We start from the raw sequence: 17,191 nt of genomic DNA, 5'->3' as shown, positions 1-17,191 counted from the left end.
GACAAGCTACGAAAGCAGCGAATAAACGAGCCAGCCCCGCCGGGATACCCTCATTCTGGTACTGACGCGAAAAAAGCCGAGGCTGACCTCAGGATCGAGTTCGCCCGGCGCAGCTCACGCACTTCCTTCTCCAGCTCGACCAGGCGTTGGGACTCGCTGGTCGTGGTCCCGGGACGGTGCCCCTCGTCAACCTCGGCCTGCACGACCCAGTTCCTCAGAGTCTCGGGATTGATCCCGAGCTGCTCGCCCACACGGCGAAACGTTCCCGACCTCGTCGATGGATCGCGCCGTGACTGAACTGCCATCCTTGTGGCTCTCTCCCGAAGCTCGTCGGGGTACTTCCTCGGTGCTGCCATGCTCCTCATCCTCCCGTGGATTCAGAGCCTCCACCAGACCCGGGGCGATTCAATCAGCGTGAGCATCGGGCCTGCCCGTGGGCGCCTTAGCGGTAGGCGCACGCGCACAACTTCTCTCGCCTGCATCACCGGGCTGGTATCACGCTGTGTGGTTGATGGTCAGCTGCTCTCGGTGGTGGTCGTAGTGCTGGGTGCCGTAGTGATAGATCTCTGCCAGGTTCATCCAGTCCCGGAAGTAGGGGTCCCAGTGCACGGGCATGTGCATGCCCCGGGCCAGCACGTCCTCCGGTTCGGCCTGAAGCCGGGTCTGCAGGGTGTCGAGAGTGCGGTCGAACCACCGGAGCATTCGCGGGCCGCGAACCACCCGGGCCGCCCCGCGGTCGCTGAGGTAATTGATCATGTGGAAGGGCCGGGTGCCGGCCTCCAGGACCCGGGCGAAGGTGCGGCTGACCGGATCAGGGAGCCGGCCCATCAGGCGCACCAGGGGCAGCAGGCGCAGGACGACCAGGTAGCCGAAGAACATGTGGAACAGCAGTTGCCCGTTGGTCCAGCGGGTGCCGGCCGAGGGGCGGCGCAGATCCGCCGGGCTCGCTGCGGTCACCAAGGTGTGGAAGTCGGCCCGGACCCGCTCCAGTTCCTCGTGGATCACCTGGCGGGTGAGGGGTGCGCTGTTCACCGGGTCCTCCTCGACGCGTTGTCGTTGTCGGCAGCGCCCTGCGTGCTGGTCGGCTTCTGGGCGATAAAGCGCAGCACTCGACCCCCGAAGGAGTCGCGCAGGTGCACCGGCTCCAGGCCGGCTTGTCGGAGGGCTGGTGCGAAGGCTCCCGGCTCGATGAGCCGGTGGGGGGATCGGTCGGCCAGGTGCACCCAGGAAGCGGCGCGGGAGGCGAGCAGGTCGTATCCCACGAAGGCCCCACCCGGTCGCAGGACCCGGGCGACCTCGGTCACCGTGCGTTCCCACTCGATGACGTGGTGGAGCATCAGGAAGCTCACAACCGTGTCGAAGGAGGCGTCCTCGAAGGGCAACCGGGTGGCATCGGCCTGACGCGCCTCGGCCAGGGGGAATCCGGTGAGGCGTTGCTGGGCGGCCTCGACCATCACCGGGTCGGCATCGGTGGTGGTGAGTCGCACCTGGGGGTGGGACCGTGCGAGGGCGGCGGCCATGGCGGCGCTGCCCCCGCCGATCTCCAGCACATCCCCGGTGACGGGAAGCCCCTGGGTCGCCCAGGGAACGATCCGCCGGGCCACCAGAGCCCACGGGGCGCTGCGGCAGAAGGAGGACTCCAGGGCCGACATCTTCGGCATGGTCTCCGCCTCTCGGGGCGCCTGCGGGGTTTCCGCCGAGCGTAGCTCCCCGATCGACGGCAGTGAACCCGTCCGGGCGGAGCCCGGAGCACCATCACTGATCGTCTCGGCGGGCTCGGGGCCGGGAATAAGAACTGCAGGGTACGGGCAATCCTGCAGGAACGATATGCCCGCGGGGGGAGGACTCCACAAGGAGTACCGGGAACGGCTGCACGCTGGACGAGTCCAGTACCACTGCCTGAGCCCGGGCAGACCACGGCCCCGGCACCTCTGATCACAGGGTGCCGGGGCCAGTCGCGTGTCAGAGGCCGGTGAAGGCGGTGAAGAAGCGGAAGAACACCGAGGCGGCCACGGCCACGTAGGTGATGGCGACCAGAATCCAGGCCCACTCGGTGGCGAAGCGCACCACCCGGGGCGGGGCGGGGATGACGCCGTGGGCGAGGTTGCGCACGGTGAGCAGGATGGTCAGCGGGATCATCGCCGCCCACACGATCATGCAGTACAGGCACAAGATGTAGATGGAGAACAGTGCCTGGGACCACAGCCAGGCCACGAACACCGCACCGGCGGTGACCCCGACCTGCAGGCCCACCCAGTACCAGCGCCCGAACTGTGCCCCCGAGAGCATCGCCATGGCGGTGGTGATGACCACGGCAAAGGCCACGATGCCGATCAGCGGGTTGGGGAAGCCGAACAGCTCTGACTGCCAGGTGCCCATCACCTGCCCGCAGGACACCCACGGGTTGATGTCGCAGCTGGTCACGTGGCCCGGGTCCTTGTAAAGCTCCAGGCGTTCGAGCACCAGGATGCCCGAGGCGATCCACCCGATGACCCCGGTCACCAGCAGGACCAGGGCGAAGGGCCGGTGGCGGACGAAGCGAGGCAGGTCTGGCTCGGCGGCAGGCCCTGCGCCCGCGGTGAGCTTGATGGTCGTGGGAGCAGTCATGGAAGGGATCCCTCGGGGTGTGTGGTCGATGATCACGTGGCGGGGGGATCAGTCGGTGGCGGCGGCTTCGACCGCGGCCCGGAACTGCTCCAGGGACTCCGGGTTGAGGACTTCCCCGTCGAGATAGAAGGTCGGGGTCCCGCCCACGCCCAGCGCCTCACCGTCGGCCACATCCAGTTCCACCCGCTCCTGGGTGGCCGGGTCGGCCACCGCGGCGTCAAAGGCGGCCATGTCCAAGCCCAGGTCCTGGGCGAAGCCGCGGAAGACCGCGCTCTTGTCCTCGGCAGACTCGCCCCACTGGGCCTGGGTTTCGTACATGCGCTGGTACATCGCCTCGTACTTCCCCTGCTGGGCGGCGGCCTCCACGGCCACGGCAGCGTTCATGGAGTTGCGGTGCCCGGGCAACGGGAAGTAGCGGTGCACGAAGGTCACCGTGTCGGCGTAGTCGGTCCGCAGCTCCTCGATGAAAGGGTAGGCCGCCCGGCAGGACTCACACTCATAGTCCAGGAACTCCACCAGCACCGCCTGCTCATCCGGGGCCTTCGAGAGCACCCGGCTGTTCTCCCGCACCACCTGCCCCACATCCTCCGGGGCGGCGGCGGTGGAGGAGCCGCGGGCGACGAGGAAGGCGATCACCGCAGCGGCCACGACCGCGGCCAGGAGGGCCCAGACGACGATCTTGGCCTTCGGTGACTTCCGCTGGCCGGCAGTGGCGGGGGAGGCAGTGCTCACAGGGGGTTCCGTTCTGTGCTGGTGGGAGAGGGGACAACGGCTTCAACCATTATTATCGACGGATGACGATAAAGAGTATTGGGAGTGAGCTGGGACCATCCTGGCTGCTGGGGCAGCCCAGCGGCATCAGGGGGAACAACCCCCGGGAGGGTGTGTGGGGACGTTGCCGAGGGATCCCAGCTTCCCCGGGTGTTGTCGCGGCGTGCGGCCGGCAGGTGAGCCGGTGAGCGGGCAGGCCGCGGCGCGCTCACGGCGCCGTTCCGCGGTGGGGTTGCTGGGCGGGGCCGGGGTGCTGGCGCTGGTGGATCTGGGGCTCAAGACCGTGGCCCAAGCGACGCTGGCCGGAGGGCGGATGGTTGATCTGGGCTGGATCAATTTCCGGGTGTTCTATAACCCCGGGGTGGCTTTCAGCCTGGGGTCGTCCTTGCCGTCGTGGGTGGTGATCGCCGGGACGGGGGCGATCATCGCTGTGCTGGTGTGGTACCTGCTGACCGCGATCCACACCATGACCGGTGTGGCCCGGACTGGGGCGACCCTGCTGCTGGGTGGGGCTGTGGGCAACTTCCTGGACCGGCTGGACGGGGCCGGGGTAGTGGATTATCTGCACACCGGTTGGTTCCCCACTTTCAACGCCGCCGACGTCTTCGTCACCGTCGGGGTGGCAGGGGTACTCCTGGGCACCCTGGGGGAGCCTCGTTCCCGCCCTGAGGACCAGTAGACGTCCTAGGTCCGGCGACCGGAGCGGTGCCCGGGCCCCGGTGCGGGGTGGTGTCCGCCTTACCGGGCCTCCAGGAGTGCGTGCGCTGGGGTCATCGGCGCACGAGGAGGAAGCGGCTGCGGGGGATGGCCGGCAGCCGGTTGAGCCGGATGGACAGGTCCTGGGGCGGGACCTCGTAGTCGGTGGTGGCCAGCAGGCGCACGGCGCGCTTGAGCAGTTCCACGGTGGCCCACTCCCCGGGACACCGGTGGTCGTCCTCATGGCGGCCGGCCCCTTGGGCGATCAAGGTGTTGGGGTGTTCCTCCCACCAGGATCTTCTGGCCCTTGTACCCGAACAGGGAGCCCACGGCCACGGAGATCAGCACCCCCAGTAGCGCCAGGTGGAAGACGACGTTGCCGACCTCCTTCCACATCCCCCGCTCGGCGGCCACCGACGGCGTCGACGTGGCGGTGTCGCGCACGGCCACCCGGTAGCCGCGCTTGCGTAGCAGCCGGGCGGCCTCGGCGACCACGCCATCGGGATCCGGGGCGGCGCCGTCCTCGCCGAGGATGAGCACCCCGTGTTCGGGCAGCCGCTGCAGCCGCTGGGGGGTGCGCGGGGGCTGGGACCGCCAGGCCCGCCAGTGCTTTCTGGCCCGCGGGAGCACGCACCCGATCAGCGAGACGAACAGCAGGAGGTAGATGGCCGAGAACCACGCCGAGGAGAACACGTCGAAGAACTGCAGCCGGTCCAGCCACTCCCCCAGGACCGGGTTGTTGGTGATGTAGTCGCTGACCTTCGCCGGGTCCTGGATGCGTTGGGGGAAGATCGACCCGGGCACCGCGGCCACGGCCAGCAGCAGCAGCAGGAACAGCGCGGTGTTCATCTTCGTCAGCTGCGCCCAGGCCCACCGGGCCATCCCCACCGGGCCCAGCGCCGGAACCTCGACGTTTCCGCGGCCCGTGCCGGTCCGGCCGGAGGAAGCACCCCGGGGGCCCGGTGGGCCGCTGCCATCGGGGTCCGTGGTGAAGTGCTCCGCGTCACGGGTGGTCATGGTCGTCTTGCTGCTCCCGGGGCGGGGATCGGAGGGGGCGCTCATGCCGTCTCGGCCACCGTGTCGGCCAGCAGGGTGTCCAGGATCGACCGATCGGCCAGGCCCAGGATGCGCGCCGCCACCCGCCCCTCGGCGTCGAGCACCAGGGTGGTGGGCACGGCCTGCGGGGGCACATAGGCGCTCAGAGCCATCAGCACCTCTCCGTCCTTGTCCTGGAAGGAGGGGTAGGGGATGTCGAAATTCCGTTCGAAGGCTTGCGCGGTGGCCTGCTCGTCGCGCAGGTTCACCCCGTAGAAGGTGACCTGCCCCTCGAACCGCTCGGCAAGCGCCTTGAGGTCCGGGGCCTCCACCCGGCACGGGGCGCAGGCGGCGTACCAGAAGTTCAGCAGCGCCGGGGTCCCGCGCAGGTCCTCGGCCGTCACTGGAGTGCCGTCGTAGAGGGTGCCGGTGAACTGCACCGGCTCCCCACGCTCCCCTACCGGGTACTTCGAGACGGTGCCGTCCCCGGCGATGTAGCCCTTGCCGTCCCCGGCGTTGGCCTGCTCGGCCAGGGAGTCTTCCTCGGTACAGCCGGCCAGGGCGAGGACCCCCAGACCGGCCAGGGACAGCACGCGGCGGCGGGACGGGCGGGAGAGGGGCGAGGTGGATGAGGTCACGGAGGAATCACCTGGTGTGTGGAAGGGGCGCGGCGGGGAGAACCGCCTGGGAGCATGGCGGGGGAAGCTGGTGGGGCCCCGGGGCCGGGGCGGACGGCTCGGTGGTGGGCCAGCGGACGGGGTGACCGTGCCTGGCAGCGGAGCCCCGTGCGGGGCCCCGCTGCCAGGTGAGACGGTGTCGTTCAGACCGTGACCTTCTCGGCCGGGGCCGGGGCCGCGGCCGGGAGCACGGTGCGGCCGGTGATCCGCCCGGCCCGCACGCCGTTGGCGATGATCAGGATCTCGGCGACCTCATGCACCAGCACCACGGCGGCCAACCCGAGGATCCCGAACAGGGCCAGGGGGATCAGCACCGCGATCAGCGCCAGGGACACCCCGACGTTCTGCAGCATGATCGACCGGGTCCGCCTCGCGTGGTCGAGGGCCTGGGGCAGGTGGTGGAGGTCCTCGCCCATCAGGGCGATGTCGGCGGTCTCGATGGCGGGCCTTGACCCTGAATCTTGGACACGGTGTCATTTCGGTTATGCCGCTTCCGGGAGTGTAGCGGAGGCGGCGGCTTCGTAGGCGTTCGGAGCGATGTTGCCGATCGCGCAGTGGCGCCTGCGGGTGTTGTAACGGTTCGCCCACCGGAACACGGCCCGGTATGCCGTCGGCGCGTCGGGGAACCCCGCCCGACCCTCGAGCAGCTCGCGTTTGAGGGCGGCGTTGAAGCTCTCGGCGAGGGCGTTGTCGGCCGAGGAGCCGATCGCGCCCATCGACTGCGTCACGCCCAGGTCCGTGCAGAGCTGCGCGTAGGCCTTCGATGTGTAGACGGCGCCGTGGTCGGAGTGGAACACCGTCCCGGCCAGCGTCCCGCGCTCGTGCCAGGCGGCCTTCAGCGCGTCCTCGACGAGCTCGGTGCGCATGTGATCGGCCATGCTCCAGCCGGCGAGCTTGCGTGAGCCCAGATCGATGCAGGACGCGAGGTAGAGGTTCGTGCCGTCGGCGATGGGCAGGTAGGTGATGTCCCCGACGTAGCGGCGGCACGGCACGCCGATGCTGAAGCCGCGGCCGAGCAGGTCGGGGAACCGCCTGCCGGACTGGTCCGGGAGCGTGGTCCTCACGCGCTTGCGCAACCGGATACCGGCCAGGCCGTGCTCGCGCATCACGCGGGCTACTCGCTTGTGGTTGACCCGATCGCCGGGCGTCGTGCCCTCGTTGAGGTCGGCCGTGACCCGGGGCGCGCCGTAGGCGCGGTCCCCGCCCCGGGCGGGATCCTGCAGCACCTGGATCCGCGCCACCAGCGCCGCGTCGGCCGCCGCTCTCGCTGCCCGTGTCGGCGCGGCGGCCAGCCACGCGTAGAACGATGACCGGGCGACCTCGACGACCTCGCACAACCGCTTCACGCCCCAGGCGTCCTTGTGGTCCTCGACGAACTGGAAGCGGTTCACCAGTTCGTCTCCCCGGCGAAATACTTCGCCGCCTGACGGAGGATGTCCCGCTCCTGCGCGAGCTTGTGGGCCTCGGCTTGCGCTGCGGCCAGCTCGGCTTCCAGCCTCCTGACCTTCGCCGCCTGCGACTCCGACCGCCCCGCGACCGGAGCGACCACCTCCCCGGTCCTCGTGGTCCCGGAGCCGAGCTTGTCGACCCACTCCTTCAACGAGCCCCGGGACACGCCCAGATCCGCCGCGATCCCCTTGAGCGTCGCGCCCGGCGTGGACTCGTACAAGTCCACCGCCCGGCGACGGAACTCGTCGGTGTAGTTCTTCCTTGCCATCCTTGGATTCTCGCTTCCCCAGCATCGTGCTGGATTCCGCGTGTCCAAGATCAGGGGTTAAGCCCCTCTGGGCGGACATCAGTGACCGGACGCTGTGCCTCTGAGGCCTCGTGCTGCGTTGATGCCCCGCATTATCAGATCAGTTCGCGCAGGGCCCTTCCCGCGCGGTCCAGCCATGAGGCCCATCCGTTCGTCGGACGCCCGCGGATGAGCGCAGCTGCGGAGCTGGGGTCCTCGAAGAGGTGATCTCGCACGAACTCCAGCTCGCGGCCCGTGCCTTGAAGCACCCCCATCTGTAGCAGTGCGATCCGGCGGTATCCGATCTCGACGGTGTGGGTGCCGTTGGGTTCGAGGTTCTCAAGCCGGGTGCCGGCGTGGATGACGATGCCTTGGGGCGAGGCTGTCGCTTGGGTGGTATCGGGCAGGCCGCGCAGGTGCAACAGCGGTGTGTGCGTGAGCTCGCGCTGGGCGGGTGAGCTGAGGAGGGGCAGGCCTGCCGCTTCAGTGAGAGCGGCGATGTCGTGCAGTTCGGAGGCATGGCGGGTGGACAGCGATAGACCCGGGGGTGGACTTGGTGAACTGCTGATGCGGAGTCTGCCTGCTCGCTCGGCCCCGTCTGCGATCTCGGTCGCGATGAGCTGGGCCTCGTGCGCCGCCCAGGTGCCACGCAGCGGGGAGGCGACCAGGACTCGGGCCCAGTCTGGCGAGCCAGCATCATGGCTGGCCAGGAGAGAAGAAGTGGGGTCGGTGGTGCTGAGGATGTGCACCTGTGCGGGCAGGCCGACGCCTGCGGTGTCGTTGACGACGAGGCAGACGGCGCAGGCGGCCAGGGCATCCGAGCGGGCCAGTCGCACCGCAGCCATGCGGGGAGCATCGACGACGCCGACGTGGCCGGCCGTGGTCCTCATATGCCGGGCGCCGTGGGCATCGGTGCGGATCACGACGGTGGGCTCAGGGCGATCTGCACCCCACGTGCCCGATGGGTGCCCGGTGGTGGGGTCCCCTGGTGGTGTCATAGCTGCTGGGGGTTCAGGCCGATGGCTTCGAGGTAGCGGACAGGTTTGGAGCCGTTGGCGAGCTGATGACGGGCGTCTTCGCGCAGGGCCCAGACGTCGTGGTAGGCGGCCTGGATCTGGTGCTCCAGCGTGGCGCGCTGTGCTCGGCGCATCCGGGCCGTCTTGAGGATCAGGCCCACGATCACTGCCAGCAGCAGTGTGGGGATGGAGGCGACGACGAACACAAGCACTCCGCCGAGGGCAGCTGCTGCCGGTGTCTCCCCAGCGCTGAGGCCTGCCCCGATGATGATGGCGATCAGTGCTGCGGGGACGAGCCAGACCGCCAGGGGGATCAGCAACCAGGTCTTCGTGGTGGGCAGGTTCGGTGGCGGTGGTTGCGGGGGTTCTTGGATCGCCGGGAGAGGCTGGCCGTTGAGGAGCTGGTGGCGGTCGGCGGCGGCGAGCTCCTCGGCCCAGTTGTCGACTTCGGCCCATTTGGCCTGGTCCTTGGCGAGGAGGCTGCCGCCGAGAGCGGCGCCGCCCAGGGTGCTCCAGGTCGCGGTGGTCAGCAGGTTCATGGTAGTGCCTCGTGTCTGCGCTGGTCAGGCCTAGTTCGGGTGTGTATGTCGGCACAGTCTGCCAACCGCAGTTGACTTTGCCAACTGCGGTTGGCTGTGGATTCGAGGCCTCGAGACTTGTGTAGCAGGGATGGATTCCCCCGCAAGACAGCCACCCGAGCTCAACTACCGCGCCTTCGGGGTGGCGGTCGGTCGGATGCGCAGAGACCGGAGCCTGACGCTCGAAGGCCTTGCAGCTGCATCCGGGGTCTCCCGGCAGACCATTCTCAATGTCGAGAACAACCACAAGACGGTGTCCCTGGACACTGCCCACCGTCTGGCTTTCGCCCTAGGGGTGCCTCTGCCAGAACTCGTGGGACACCTGTTGGAAGACGGCACATAAGTCATCGCCGAATCTCTACTGTGGGTACATGACAGGTCCCCGGGATCATCACCCCTCCGCGTCGGACGGCGCGTATTCATGGGCTTCGAGGGTCCAATCGGGGGAGGTGACCCCCAACACCGTCGCCGAGGCTATCGCTTTCGCGTTCACGCGTTGTCTGGCTGACTACTTCGAGGCCGAGCATGGTCGTCGCGCCTGGACCGACGAGTCTGACGGCGGGCACCTCAAGACGCTCTACCGGCACTTCGCCCCCCGCCTTGGCATGGGGATTGAGCGTTTTCGTTCCACGTACCAAGGCGCCCGTTGGCTCAGGCTTCCTGAGCTCCAGGCGGTGCTGGACGACCCAGAACTTGGTGTGCACTGCCGGTGGTGCCTGCAGCATTACTTGGAGGGTCCGGGCGGGGTGCTACAGCAAGACCGGAAACCCGAGCGGAGGGTCAGGTCGGGCCAGGTCGGTGCGCATCATGAACGCGATCGCCGACCGACAACCCCGAGCGGAGGACCAGGACGCATGGACCCCGATGCAGATGGTCTGCGCCGACTTGCCTCACGAGTCCAGCACGATCTCGCCCAGCTGGACCGGCTAACGGAGCACTTCCGCCAACTCGGCCACGATGTCAGCGACCAACCAGATTGGCGGGCACTGCGCGTCCAAGCAGGAGTCCCACGCTCGGTGCCATCAGGCGCACCTCCCGGACGCATTCGTGCGGTAGGTGCCGGCTCCCTGGCGGACCTCGTCCGCGACGTCCTGCGCCCCGGCAAGCCCATGCGCTCCTACCAGATCAAACTAGCCGTGAACCGTGCGGTCTTCGAGCGCCAGGATGCCCGGGGGCTAACGCGAGAGCCCTTGACCGGCGATCAGATCGATGCGTGCCTGGCTCGACTGAAGCGGGCTGGCGAAGTTGTCTCACCACAGCGCGGCCAGTACGTAGCGACCTCGGAGCTACGAGAGAGGACCGTATAACCCAATGATGTTGCGCCCACGGGCGCGGAGACAAAACGAAACCCCCACAAACGCTGAGTGCGTCTGCAGGGGCCTCGAGAGTGCTGGATACACTTTACAGGCTACCGCTTTCTCCCACTGGCGGCAAGTGGATGGGTCGTCTGCGCGCACCCATATTCTCCTCGCTCATCGCTGCGTGGCTGCCTCGTGGCTGGCTGCTTCGGCACCCTTTCCCGGATCGGGGCTGTGCGGGTGGTCGGGGTGGTGAAGCCGATCCGAGTCGCCGGCGGCGTCGCATCCACTGCTGACGAGGTAGTCGAGGCCTACGCGCCCAATCCCGAACTGATCTCACCGCACGAGTGGGGCCAGGTGCGATCCCATGCGGTCGCTGCGACCAAGACCGCCGGGTATGAGGCGCCATCGTCGGCCCGGCAGGCACTGCGGTACGCCACCCGGATGCTGGTGTGGGCCTATCGACGGGGCCAGCCGCTGGACCCTGAGGTGGTGTTCACCCAGGACAATGTGCGGGCGTTCCTGGCCACTGAGGGCGCCGGCTGGTCGGAAGCTGGCCGCGCTACCGCGGCGTCGTATTTGCATCGGCTGGCCTGGCATGCCACGACCACGGCGCCCTGGCATGGGCTGCCCGCCCCGGTGGGGCGGGCGCGTCCGATTGCCCCGCCGTATACGGCCCGGGAGATCGCCGGCTACTGGGCTGCAGCCGAGGTCCAGGCCACCGAGGCGCGCACCCGGGTGCTCACCACGATGCTGACCCTCGGACTCGGCGCTGGGGTGAATGCTGGTGAGCTCCTGCGCGTTACGGCAGGCGATGTCCTGATCCATCCTCAGGAGCCCCGTCTCTGGGTCGTTGTGCTCAGCGATCGGACTGTGCCGGTATTGATCGAGTACGTGCCGGCACTGGCACGTCTGACGGAGAAGTACCCGGAAGGCCCGCTGATCGGTCCGCACAACAGGAATTCCAGGGACCCGGTGGGCAAGCTGCGTTCGAGCCTGGAGATCCCGTCGTACCTGCCTCCGCTGCGGCAGGCGCAGTTGCGGACCACGTGGATGGTGCAGCTGCTGTCCATGGATGTGAGGATCACGGAGTTCATGACGATCGCGGGCCTGAGCAGCGGGTCTGTGCTCGAGAAGCTGCTGCCCTACGTCGCGGACCGTGACGATCAAGACCGGTACCTGATGGCAGGGGCCGGGTTGAGCCCACGAGGCGGCGCCGATGCCTCGTAAGCAACGGGTCCTGGCCGACAGTGTGGCGAACGAGACCTTCAACCGTGCCGTGACCGCCTTGGACCAGCCGTTCGTGGAGGACCTGCAGCAGCAGATGACGGCCTCCACGGGCCGCCCTCGAGCCCACACCTGGCGCACGTTGCTCACGGTGCTGCTCATCGACGCGCTCGAGCGCCCCGGCGAACTGCTCTGCACTCGAGCCTGCCATGTCGCCGAAAGGCTCACTCCCCGCCAGCGCGCCCGGATCGGGCTGACCGGGCGGCTGACGTATCGGCAGCTCACCGGTGCGGTCGAAGCCCTCGGGCGTGCCGCGACCGAAACGGCCGATCCATCTACCGGTGAGGTGGGCTCGAAGGTGTCGCTGAGCGATCTGCTCACGAACATCGTGCGAGCACCGATCCCGGACGATCTCCTCAGCCACACAACCGTCGCGATCGACGCCACCGATCTGGAGACCTACTACAGCCCCATGGGCGCACCAACGCCAGGGCAGGCAACCGGGCGGCCCAAGGAGCAGCGACTGCGGAGGACCAGTCTCTGGTGCCTCCAAGGCGACAGCGAGGTAGCGACTTGCCTGTCCTCGGCGCTGATGGGCGGATGCAGTACACCGTCGACCCCGATGCCCGAGAAGGCTATCGAGCGGGCAAAAACTTGAAACCGAAGGAAACATTTATCGGCTTCAACCTGCATATCGCCGTTGGTGTTCCGCCGGAGGGGAAGCGTGCCCAGGCGGCCCTGGCCCAGGGGCTCGTATTCTGCCCCGCCGGTGCTGATAGCGACCGGGCTGGACTCCAGGTCATCGACGCCCTTACAAGACAGGGGGATGCCGTGGACCGGGTCTGCGTCGACCGAGGCTACTCGTATCGCCTGGCGGCGGGGTGGGCGAGGGAGCTGCAGCGCCGGGGTATCGATCAGACCATTGACCTGCATGCCACCCAGCGCACCACCCACCCCGGGCCGGTGCCGGGCACGATCTTCGTCGACGGGCATCTGTTCATCGACTCCCTGCCGCAGAACCTGCGCGACCCCGGCGGGTTCCCGCTGATGCAGAGCGCCGAAGAGCGGTTGCAGCGCATCGCCGCATATGACGCACGAGTTTTTTACGCGTTTTCGAAGCTCGGTCAACCCAATCGGACGAGGGGTACGCAGCGGTACCGCGGCCCGGCGGTGACGGGAAAGGTGCGGTGCCCGAACAATCCGGCCTCAATGCGGCGGGATCCAGCCACGAGGCCGACGACGAACTGCGCGGGCCGGGAATGCTACTGCTCGCGCACCATCACACTGGGCCCCGGTGACTACCTGCGGGAACGGCAGGACCACCTCTACGGCACCACGAAATGGGCCAAGGATTACGGTCGACGCAATCACGTCGAATCCCTCAACGCGAGCCTCAAGATCCATCACGGAGGCCTGCGCCGAGGAAGCATCCGCGTCCAGACCCTCCAGCGCACTGGGCTGCTGGCCGCACTGGTCCTGGCGGCCACGAACATCAGGGTTCTCGCCGAGGCCTACGCTCGTGACATCAGCGCCCCCGCCCCAGCCAGCGCATCAGAACAGCAGTCACAAGCTGCTGGTGGCACCGGTCGACGACCACGCCGAACCCGGACCCCCAAACGCGGCACCGGGCCACACCGGGCGAAGGGCCCACCGCCTCGGACGCCGACTGACACGACGGATTGGGTGCCAGCCACCAAAGCCCACAAGCGCTGAGATCACCTGGCGATAGCCCCTGCCCGGAAACCCCGGACAGGGGCATTCTTGTGACTAAAAACATACGGGGGCGGCGATCTGAAGGGCCTGAACGGGCGCAGCAGGGGCGGCAGTGGACCCCAGGCCAGCTGCGAACGACAGAACTCCCGATCAGAAACGTCTGATCGGGAGTTCTGTGAACTGGAAGCACACACTTAAGTGAACCTCCCCTTGTGCGCGAGGGGGGAGTTGAACCCCCACGCCCTCTCGGGCACACGGACCTGAACCGTGCGCGTCTGCCTATTCCGCCACTCGCGCGTGGTGTTCAGCGGGGATCTTCCTCGCTGGGCAACGACGAAAATCATACCCACACTGAACCCAAGACGCCAATCGAGGGCGCAGCGGGTGGTGAGGGGCGGCGTCGTTGTGGGAGGGGTGGGGGATCGACGACGCCGCGGCCCACCCACCAGACACACGGCCACCCGGCCCCATCGCGGGGACCAGGCTCAGGACCCGGTCTTGGGATGCCAGGGGAGTTGGGTGTCACAGCCGGGGGTGACCCAGGCCTTGAGGAAGCCAGCCGATTGGTAGATGTACTCCCGCCATGTGGCGCGGCTGAACAGGGAGTAGTTCTCCTGATAGTCAAAGGTGGGCCACTGGGTGGTGCCGTCAAAACAGCGTTCCACAATCATTTGGGACCGTGCCACGTGCGGGCGGTAGGTCAACACGATCACGTTGTCCCATCCGCGTTCATCGGCAAGCTCCCGCAGTTTCATGGCCTCGCCCTGCGTGGTGGAGGGGTCGGGCTTGAAGCAGATGACCTCGTAGGGGAGGTCAGGGTCGTTGCAGTATGGGCGGTTCTCAATGAACTCGGCATCCGAGGGCCAGGTGCCCGGCACAGAATCCGGTGTTGCCACCACTGCCACGGGTGCCAGGCCGGCTTCCATGATCTGGGCCGCCATGGCAACTCGCGTGGGATCGGGGGGTCCCAGCACCAACAGGGCATCTGCGGGTTCCGGTTGCTCCGTGACATCCGGGTGCAGCAGCACACCGGTGCACACCAGCAACCACGCGCAGGTCAGAGCAACCACCGAACCAACGGCGGTGCCCACAACACGAACGGTGCGGTTCTTCCCCTGCAACCTGAATGCCCCTTCCCCAAGCCCCGCCCGACCGGGGCTAATCTTGGGCTGGCTGGTCCCATGCGGCCCGGACCTCACGAATGCCAGGTCCAGGTGGCCGACTCGGTGCTCACACCCAGCTACGAATCATAAGGAGACCGTCCCACCCATGACGACGCCCAACCCGCTAGATCTTCCTCACACCCCCGCAAGTGCCCACATCACGGCCGCCGGTCAGGACGACGGCCCCGGGACCGTGGTGCGGATCCCCATGCGCTGGGGGGACATGGACTCCTACGGGCACGTGAACAACGTGGAGGTGGTGCGCATGTTGGAGGAGGCGCGTATTGCGGCCTTTGGTGTTCCGGTGGGTGCCGGTCACCAGGTTGTGCCTCCGGTGGTCCCCATATTCGACACCCTTCCGGAGGGCACCCAAGCCCTGGTTGCTGAGCACCGGGTCAAGTACGTCAAGGCGCTGGAGTACCGCAACGCCCCGGCCCCGGTCAGGGTGCGGGTGGTTCGCGCCGCGGGCGCCGCATTGGTCCTGGGCCTGGAGATTCACGACGCCGCCACCGGTCAGGTCTGCGTCCGCGCCCACACCCAGCTGGCGTTTTTTGACCCGGCCGAGCAGCGGGTGCTGCGCCTGACCAAGCAGCAGCAGGAGGCGCTGGAGCCGTGGGCCGGCCCGTCCCTGTTCCGCTGAGGCGGGTCCGTTGGCAGCGGGTGGCTGAGACCGGCTTCTTGACTCCATCCCACGACGACGCCACGTGCTCACCCCTGGTGTGACTGCTGCAGCCGGTACTGGGCCGCCAGACGCACCGGTGCATCCTCTGCGCCAAAGCCCGTGTATCCGCGGCGTTCAACCACTTCCATGAACACGTCCCCCAGGGTGCGGGTGTAGAAGTGCAGGAAGTCTCCGTGGTCGTCACGGTCGTAGAGCAGGTTGAGTTCCCGTAGTTCGTCCACGGTCTGGGCGTCAAGGTCGAATCGGGTGATCAGATCTTGGTAGTAATTCTCCGGGATACCCAGAAACTTCAGGCCGCGGCGATGGGCACGGCGGGCCACTTCACGCACGTCTGTGCTGGCCAGAGCAATGTGTTCGGGGTAGGCCACGCCCACAAAGGATCCTTGTTCCGCGGCGGTGGGTGCCAGGTTCAGCGGCAGCTGGATGGTTTGGTCCGGGCTGCACATCACCTGGGAGCGCACCAGCCCGGAGGGGCCGGGGACCTCTTGCGCCGGGGTGGAGGTCAGGCCCAGTGCTGAGGTGTAGAACAGCACATCTTCGTCATAGTGCTGCCACTTCTGGGCCACGTTGACGTGGTCGATGCCGGTGATCAGATCGCCTGCCCCCAGGGGGTCTTCCTCCACCCCGAACTCGCTGAGCCACTCCGGGAGGCCATCAGCACAGCCGGTGCCGAAGAAAATCTCCGTGCCGTCCGGAGCGTAAACCCCGTGCAGGGTCACCTCCCCGGGGAGTTGTTCGCGGGGCACGGGTGTGGAGCCCAGTTCCACGGCGCGTGCAAACGCGGCCGCGGGGTCCTCCACGTGGAACCCCAGCCCGGAGACTTCAGCCACGGCCTGGTGCTCGGAGCGCGCGCGGGGGTCAACGTGCGGTTCACGCCGTGTGCTGTGGCCGGCCTCTGAGACCACCACACGAACCGGTCCTTGCAGCCACACCTGGACGTCCTTGCTGCGGTGGTGACCACCCAACCGGAAACCGAGGCGGTGCAGCAGCCGGGTGGTGTGCCCCAGGCTGGTGGTGCGCAGCTCCACAAAGTCCCAGTCCGATGGTGCTGATGCTTCCGGCAGGGCTTGCAGCTCAACCCGGTCCCGGACGGCGCCGTCGTGCATTTCCCCGGCCAACGTGCGGCGGGTCTGGTCCTCCAACCACCGCAGGGAGCGCAGGCCGTCGACGGCGGTGCGGTGCACGTCAGCCTGGCGGAAGGAGTCGTTGAAGATCTCCAGGGAGACCGGGCCGCTGTAACCGGAACGAACCAGATGGGACATCAGATTCACCAGGTCAAAGTCACCTTCACCGGGGAACACCCTGTGGTGGCGTGACCAGGAGAGCACATCCAGGTGCATGAGAGGGGCGTCAGCAAGCTGGACGAAAAACAGCTTCTGCGGGTCCATCTCCGCGATGTCGGCTGGATCAGACCCCCGGGAGAGAATGTGGAACGAGTCCAGGCAGGTCCCCACAGCGGGGTGATCGGCATCCATCACCAGCTGATGGGCGTGATCGTGGGTGTTGACGTGGGTGCCCCAGGCAAGGGCCTCGTAGGCCAGGCGGATCCCATGTTCCTGGGCCACTTCCCCCAGTTGGTGCAGTTGTTCGGCCACCAGGGCATCATCCGCAACGGCGCTGCTTGCCACGTTGGAGCACACCAGCAATGTGTCCGTGCCCAGCTGATTCATCAGCTCGCCGGTGCGGTTGAGGCGCCGCAAGCTGTCCTGGAAGGCATGGGCTTCCAACTCCACGCCGTTGCGGAAGGGCTGGTAGAGATCCAGTGACAACCCGGCGTCCTGTGCACGACGACGAATCTGGTCCGGTGAGGTGGGGGAGACCACCAGGTCCTGGGTGAAGATCTCCACTCCGTCAAACCCGGCTGAAGCGGCAGCCTGGAGCTTTTCCTCAAGGGTGCCGGAAAGGCAGACCGTGGCGATTGACGTGTGCATTCATCCTCCTGCTGTTGGCCGGACCGTGAGGGCCGACTCACCTGTTCCGGACGATAGCAGCG

At 67.6% G+C, this 17,191-nt stretch carries 18 protein-coding genes, 1 tRNA gene and 3 pseudogenes; 7 read left to right on the top strand and 15 right to left on the bottom strand.

What is annotated here, in order from left to right; translation table 11 throughout:
- Positions 1-68 precede the first annotated feature (68 nt).
- The 5 genes and pseudogenes from GTW58_RS15090 to GTW58_RS05425 form a co-directional block, all read right to left on the bottom strand.
- A pseudogene (locus GTW58_RS15090) lies at positions 69-356 on the bottom strand (transposase); the annotation flags it as partial.
- A gap of 139 nt (positions 357-495) precedes the next feature.
- Complete coding sequence (locus GTW58_RS05440) at positions 496-1,032, bottom strand: DinB family protein (RefSeq protein ID WP_115163722.1); 537 nt, start codon at positions 1,030-1,032, stop codon at positions 496-498.
- Positions 1,029-1,661 (bottom strand): class I SAM-dependent methyltransferase, encoded by a 633-nt coding sequence (locus tag GTW58_RS05435; RefSeq protein ID WP_115163723.1) that lies wholly within the window; start codon positions 1,659-1,661, stop codon positions 1,029-1,031. Before GTW58_RS05435 ends, GTW58_RS05440 begins: the two co-directional genes overlap by 4 nt.
- A gap of 301 nt (positions 1,662-1,962) precedes the next feature.
- The gene (locus tag GTW58_RS05430; RefSeq protein ID WP_115163724.1) at positions 1,963-2,607 is read right to left on the bottom strand and encodes a vitamin K epoxide reductase family protein; all 645 of its coding nucleotides are present in this window, start codon (positions 2,605-2,607) and stop codon (positions 1,963-1,965) included.
- A gap of 48 nt (positions 2,608-2,655) precedes the next feature.
- Entirely contained in the window at positions 2,656-3,339 is a 684-nt protein-coding gene (locus GTW58_RS05425) for a DsbA family protein (RefSeq protein WP_119932629.1), read from the bottom strand.
- Between the two features lie 223 nt (positions 3,340-3,562).
- On the opposite strand from GTW58_RS05425, the gene lspA reads away from it, so the two are divergent.
- The gene (gene lspA, locus GTW58_RS05420; RefSeq protein WP_035930604.1) at positions 3,563-4,057 is read left to right on the top strand and encodes a signal peptidase II; all 495 of its coding nucleotides are present in this window, start codon (positions 3,563-3,565) and stop codon (positions 4,055-4,057) included.
- A 91-nt stretch (positions 4,058-4,148) separates the two neighbouring features.
- On the opposite strand, the gene GTW58_RS14855 is transcribed toward lspA, so the two are convergent.
- From GTW58_RS14855 to GTW58_RS05390, 7 genes and pseudogenes are all read right to left on the bottom strand, one after another.
- A complete protein-coding gene (locus GTW58_RS14855) occupies positions 4,149-4,280 on the bottom strand; it encodes a hypothetical protein (protein WP_280842277.1) in 132 nt (43 codons plus the stop codon).
- A 76-nt stretch (positions 4,281-4,356) separates the two neighbouring features.
- Positions 4,357-4,956, bottom strand: a pseudogene (locus GTW58_RS05415) (cytochrome c biogenesis ResB family protein); the annotation flags it as partial.
- Positions 4,957-5,132: 176 nt separating this feature from the next.
- Complete coding sequence (locus tag GTW58_RS05410; protein WP_119932631.1) at positions 5,133-5,747, bottom strand: TlpA family protein disulfide reductase; 615 nt, start codon at positions 5,745-5,747, stop codon at positions 5,133-5,135.
- A gap of 182 nt (positions 5,748-5,929) precedes the next feature.
- Positions 5,930-6,241 (bottom strand): annotated as a pseudogene (locus tag GTW58_RS05405) (heavy metal translocating P-type ATPase); the annotation flags it as partial.
- Positions 6,242-6,268: 27 nt separating this feature from the next.
- A protein-coding gene (locus GTW58_RS05400; protein ID WP_119932632.1) for an IS3 family transposase occupies positions 6,269-7,503 on the bottom strand; the annotation gives its coding sequence in 2 pieces (ribosomal slippage) (positions 6,269-7,194 and positions 7,194-7,503; 1,236 coding nt in all).
- 134 nt (positions 7,504-7,637) lie between these two features.
- On the bottom strand, positions 7,638-8,444 hold the full coding sequence (locus GTW58_RS14850; RefSeq protein ID WP_157980459.1) for a DUF4357 domain-containing protein: 807 nt from the start codon (positions 8,442-8,444) through the stop codon (positions 7,638-7,640).
- Positions 8,445-8,515: 71 nt separating this feature from the next.
- Positions 8,516-9,076, bottom strand: coding sequence for a hypothetical protein (locus tag GTW58_RS05390; RefSeq protein WP_157980460.1), 561 nt, complete (start codon positions 9,074-9,076; stop codon positions 8,516-8,518).
- Between the two features lie 130 nt (positions 9,077-9,206).
- Here GTW58_RS05390 and GTW58_RS05385 point away from each other — a divergent pair, with 130 nt between their 5' ends.
- The 5 genes from GTW58_RS05385 to GTW58_RS05365 all read left to right on the top strand — a co-directional run bounded on the left by GTW58_RS05385 (position 9,207) and on the right by GTW58_RS05365 (position 13,353).
- A complete protein-coding gene (locus GTW58_RS05385; protein ID WP_119932634.1) occupies positions 9,207-9,458 on the top strand; it encodes a helix-turn-helix domain-containing protein in 252 nt (83 codons plus the stop codon).
- Between the two features lie 511 nt (positions 9,459-9,969).
- Positions 9,970-10,422, top strand: coding sequence for a hypothetical protein (locus GTW58_RS05380; RefSeq protein ID WP_157980461.1), 453 nt, complete (start codon positions 9,970-9,972; stop codon positions 10,420-10,422).
- 240 nt (positions 10,423-10,662) lie between these two features.
- Positions 10,663-11,643, top strand: a complete 981-nt coding sequence (locus tag GTW58_RS05375) for a hypothetical protein (protein ID WP_157980462.1) — start codon at positions 10,663-10,665, stop codon at positions 11,641-11,643.
- Positions 11,633-12,298 carry a hypothetical protein gene (locus GTW58_RS05370; protein WP_119932637.1) on the top strand — a complete coding sequence of 222 codons (666 nt, stop codon included), beginning with the start codon at positions 11,633-11,635 and terminating at the stop codon, positions 12,296-12,298. The genes GTW58_RS05375 and GTW58_RS05370 overlap by 11 nt, the downstream gene beginning before the upstream one ends.
- Positions 12,241-13,353: a transposase gene (locus GTW58_RS05365; RefSeq protein WP_119932638.1), complete on the top strand. Its 1,113-nt coding sequence runs from the start codon at positions 12,241-12,243 to the stop codon at positions 13,351-13,353. The genes GTW58_RS05370 and GTW58_RS05365 overlap by 58 nt, the downstream gene beginning before the upstream one ends.
- A 213-nt stretch (positions 13,354-13,566) precedes the next feature.
- Here GTW58_RS05365 and GTW58_RS05360 read toward each other — a convergent pair.
- Positions 13,567-13,650, bottom strand: a tRNA-Leu gene (locus tag GTW58_RS05360).
- 188 nt (positions 13,651-13,838) lie between these two features.
- Positions 13,839-14,474 carry a YdcF family protein gene (locus tag GTW58_RS05355; RefSeq protein ID WP_198673416.1) on the bottom strand — a complete coding sequence of 212 codons (636 nt, stop codon included), beginning with the start codon at positions 14,472-14,474 and terminating at the stop codon, positions 13,839-13,841.
- A gap of 250 nt (positions 14,475-14,724) precedes the next feature.
- Here GTW58_RS05355 and GTW58_RS05350 point away from each other — a divergent pair, with 250 nt between their 5' ends.
- A complete protein-coding gene (locus GTW58_RS05350; protein ID WP_232818000.1) occupies positions 14,725-15,156 on the top strand; it encodes an acyl-CoA thioesterase in 432 nt (143 codons plus the stop codon).
- Between the two features lie 68 nt (positions 15,157-15,224).
- Here the strand turns inward: GTW58_RS05350 and GTW58_RS05345 are convergent, their stop codons facing one another.
- Positions 15,225-17,129, bottom strand: a complete 1,905-nt coding sequence (locus GTW58_RS05345; protein WP_119932640.1) for a bifunctional sugar phosphate isomerase/epimerase/4-hydroxyphenylpyruvate dioxygenase family protein — start codon at positions 17,127-17,129, stop codon at positions 15,225-15,227.
- Between the last annotated feature and the right edge of the window lie 62 nt (positions 17,130-17,191).

It is taken from the genome of Kocuria subflava (assembly GCF_012163155.1).
In the GTDB taxonomy this organism is placed as follows: Bacteria; Actinomycetota; Actinomycetes; order Actinomycetales; family Micrococcaceae; genus Kocuria; species Kocuria subflava.
This window is presented reverse-complemented; position numbering and strand designations above follow the sequence as displayed.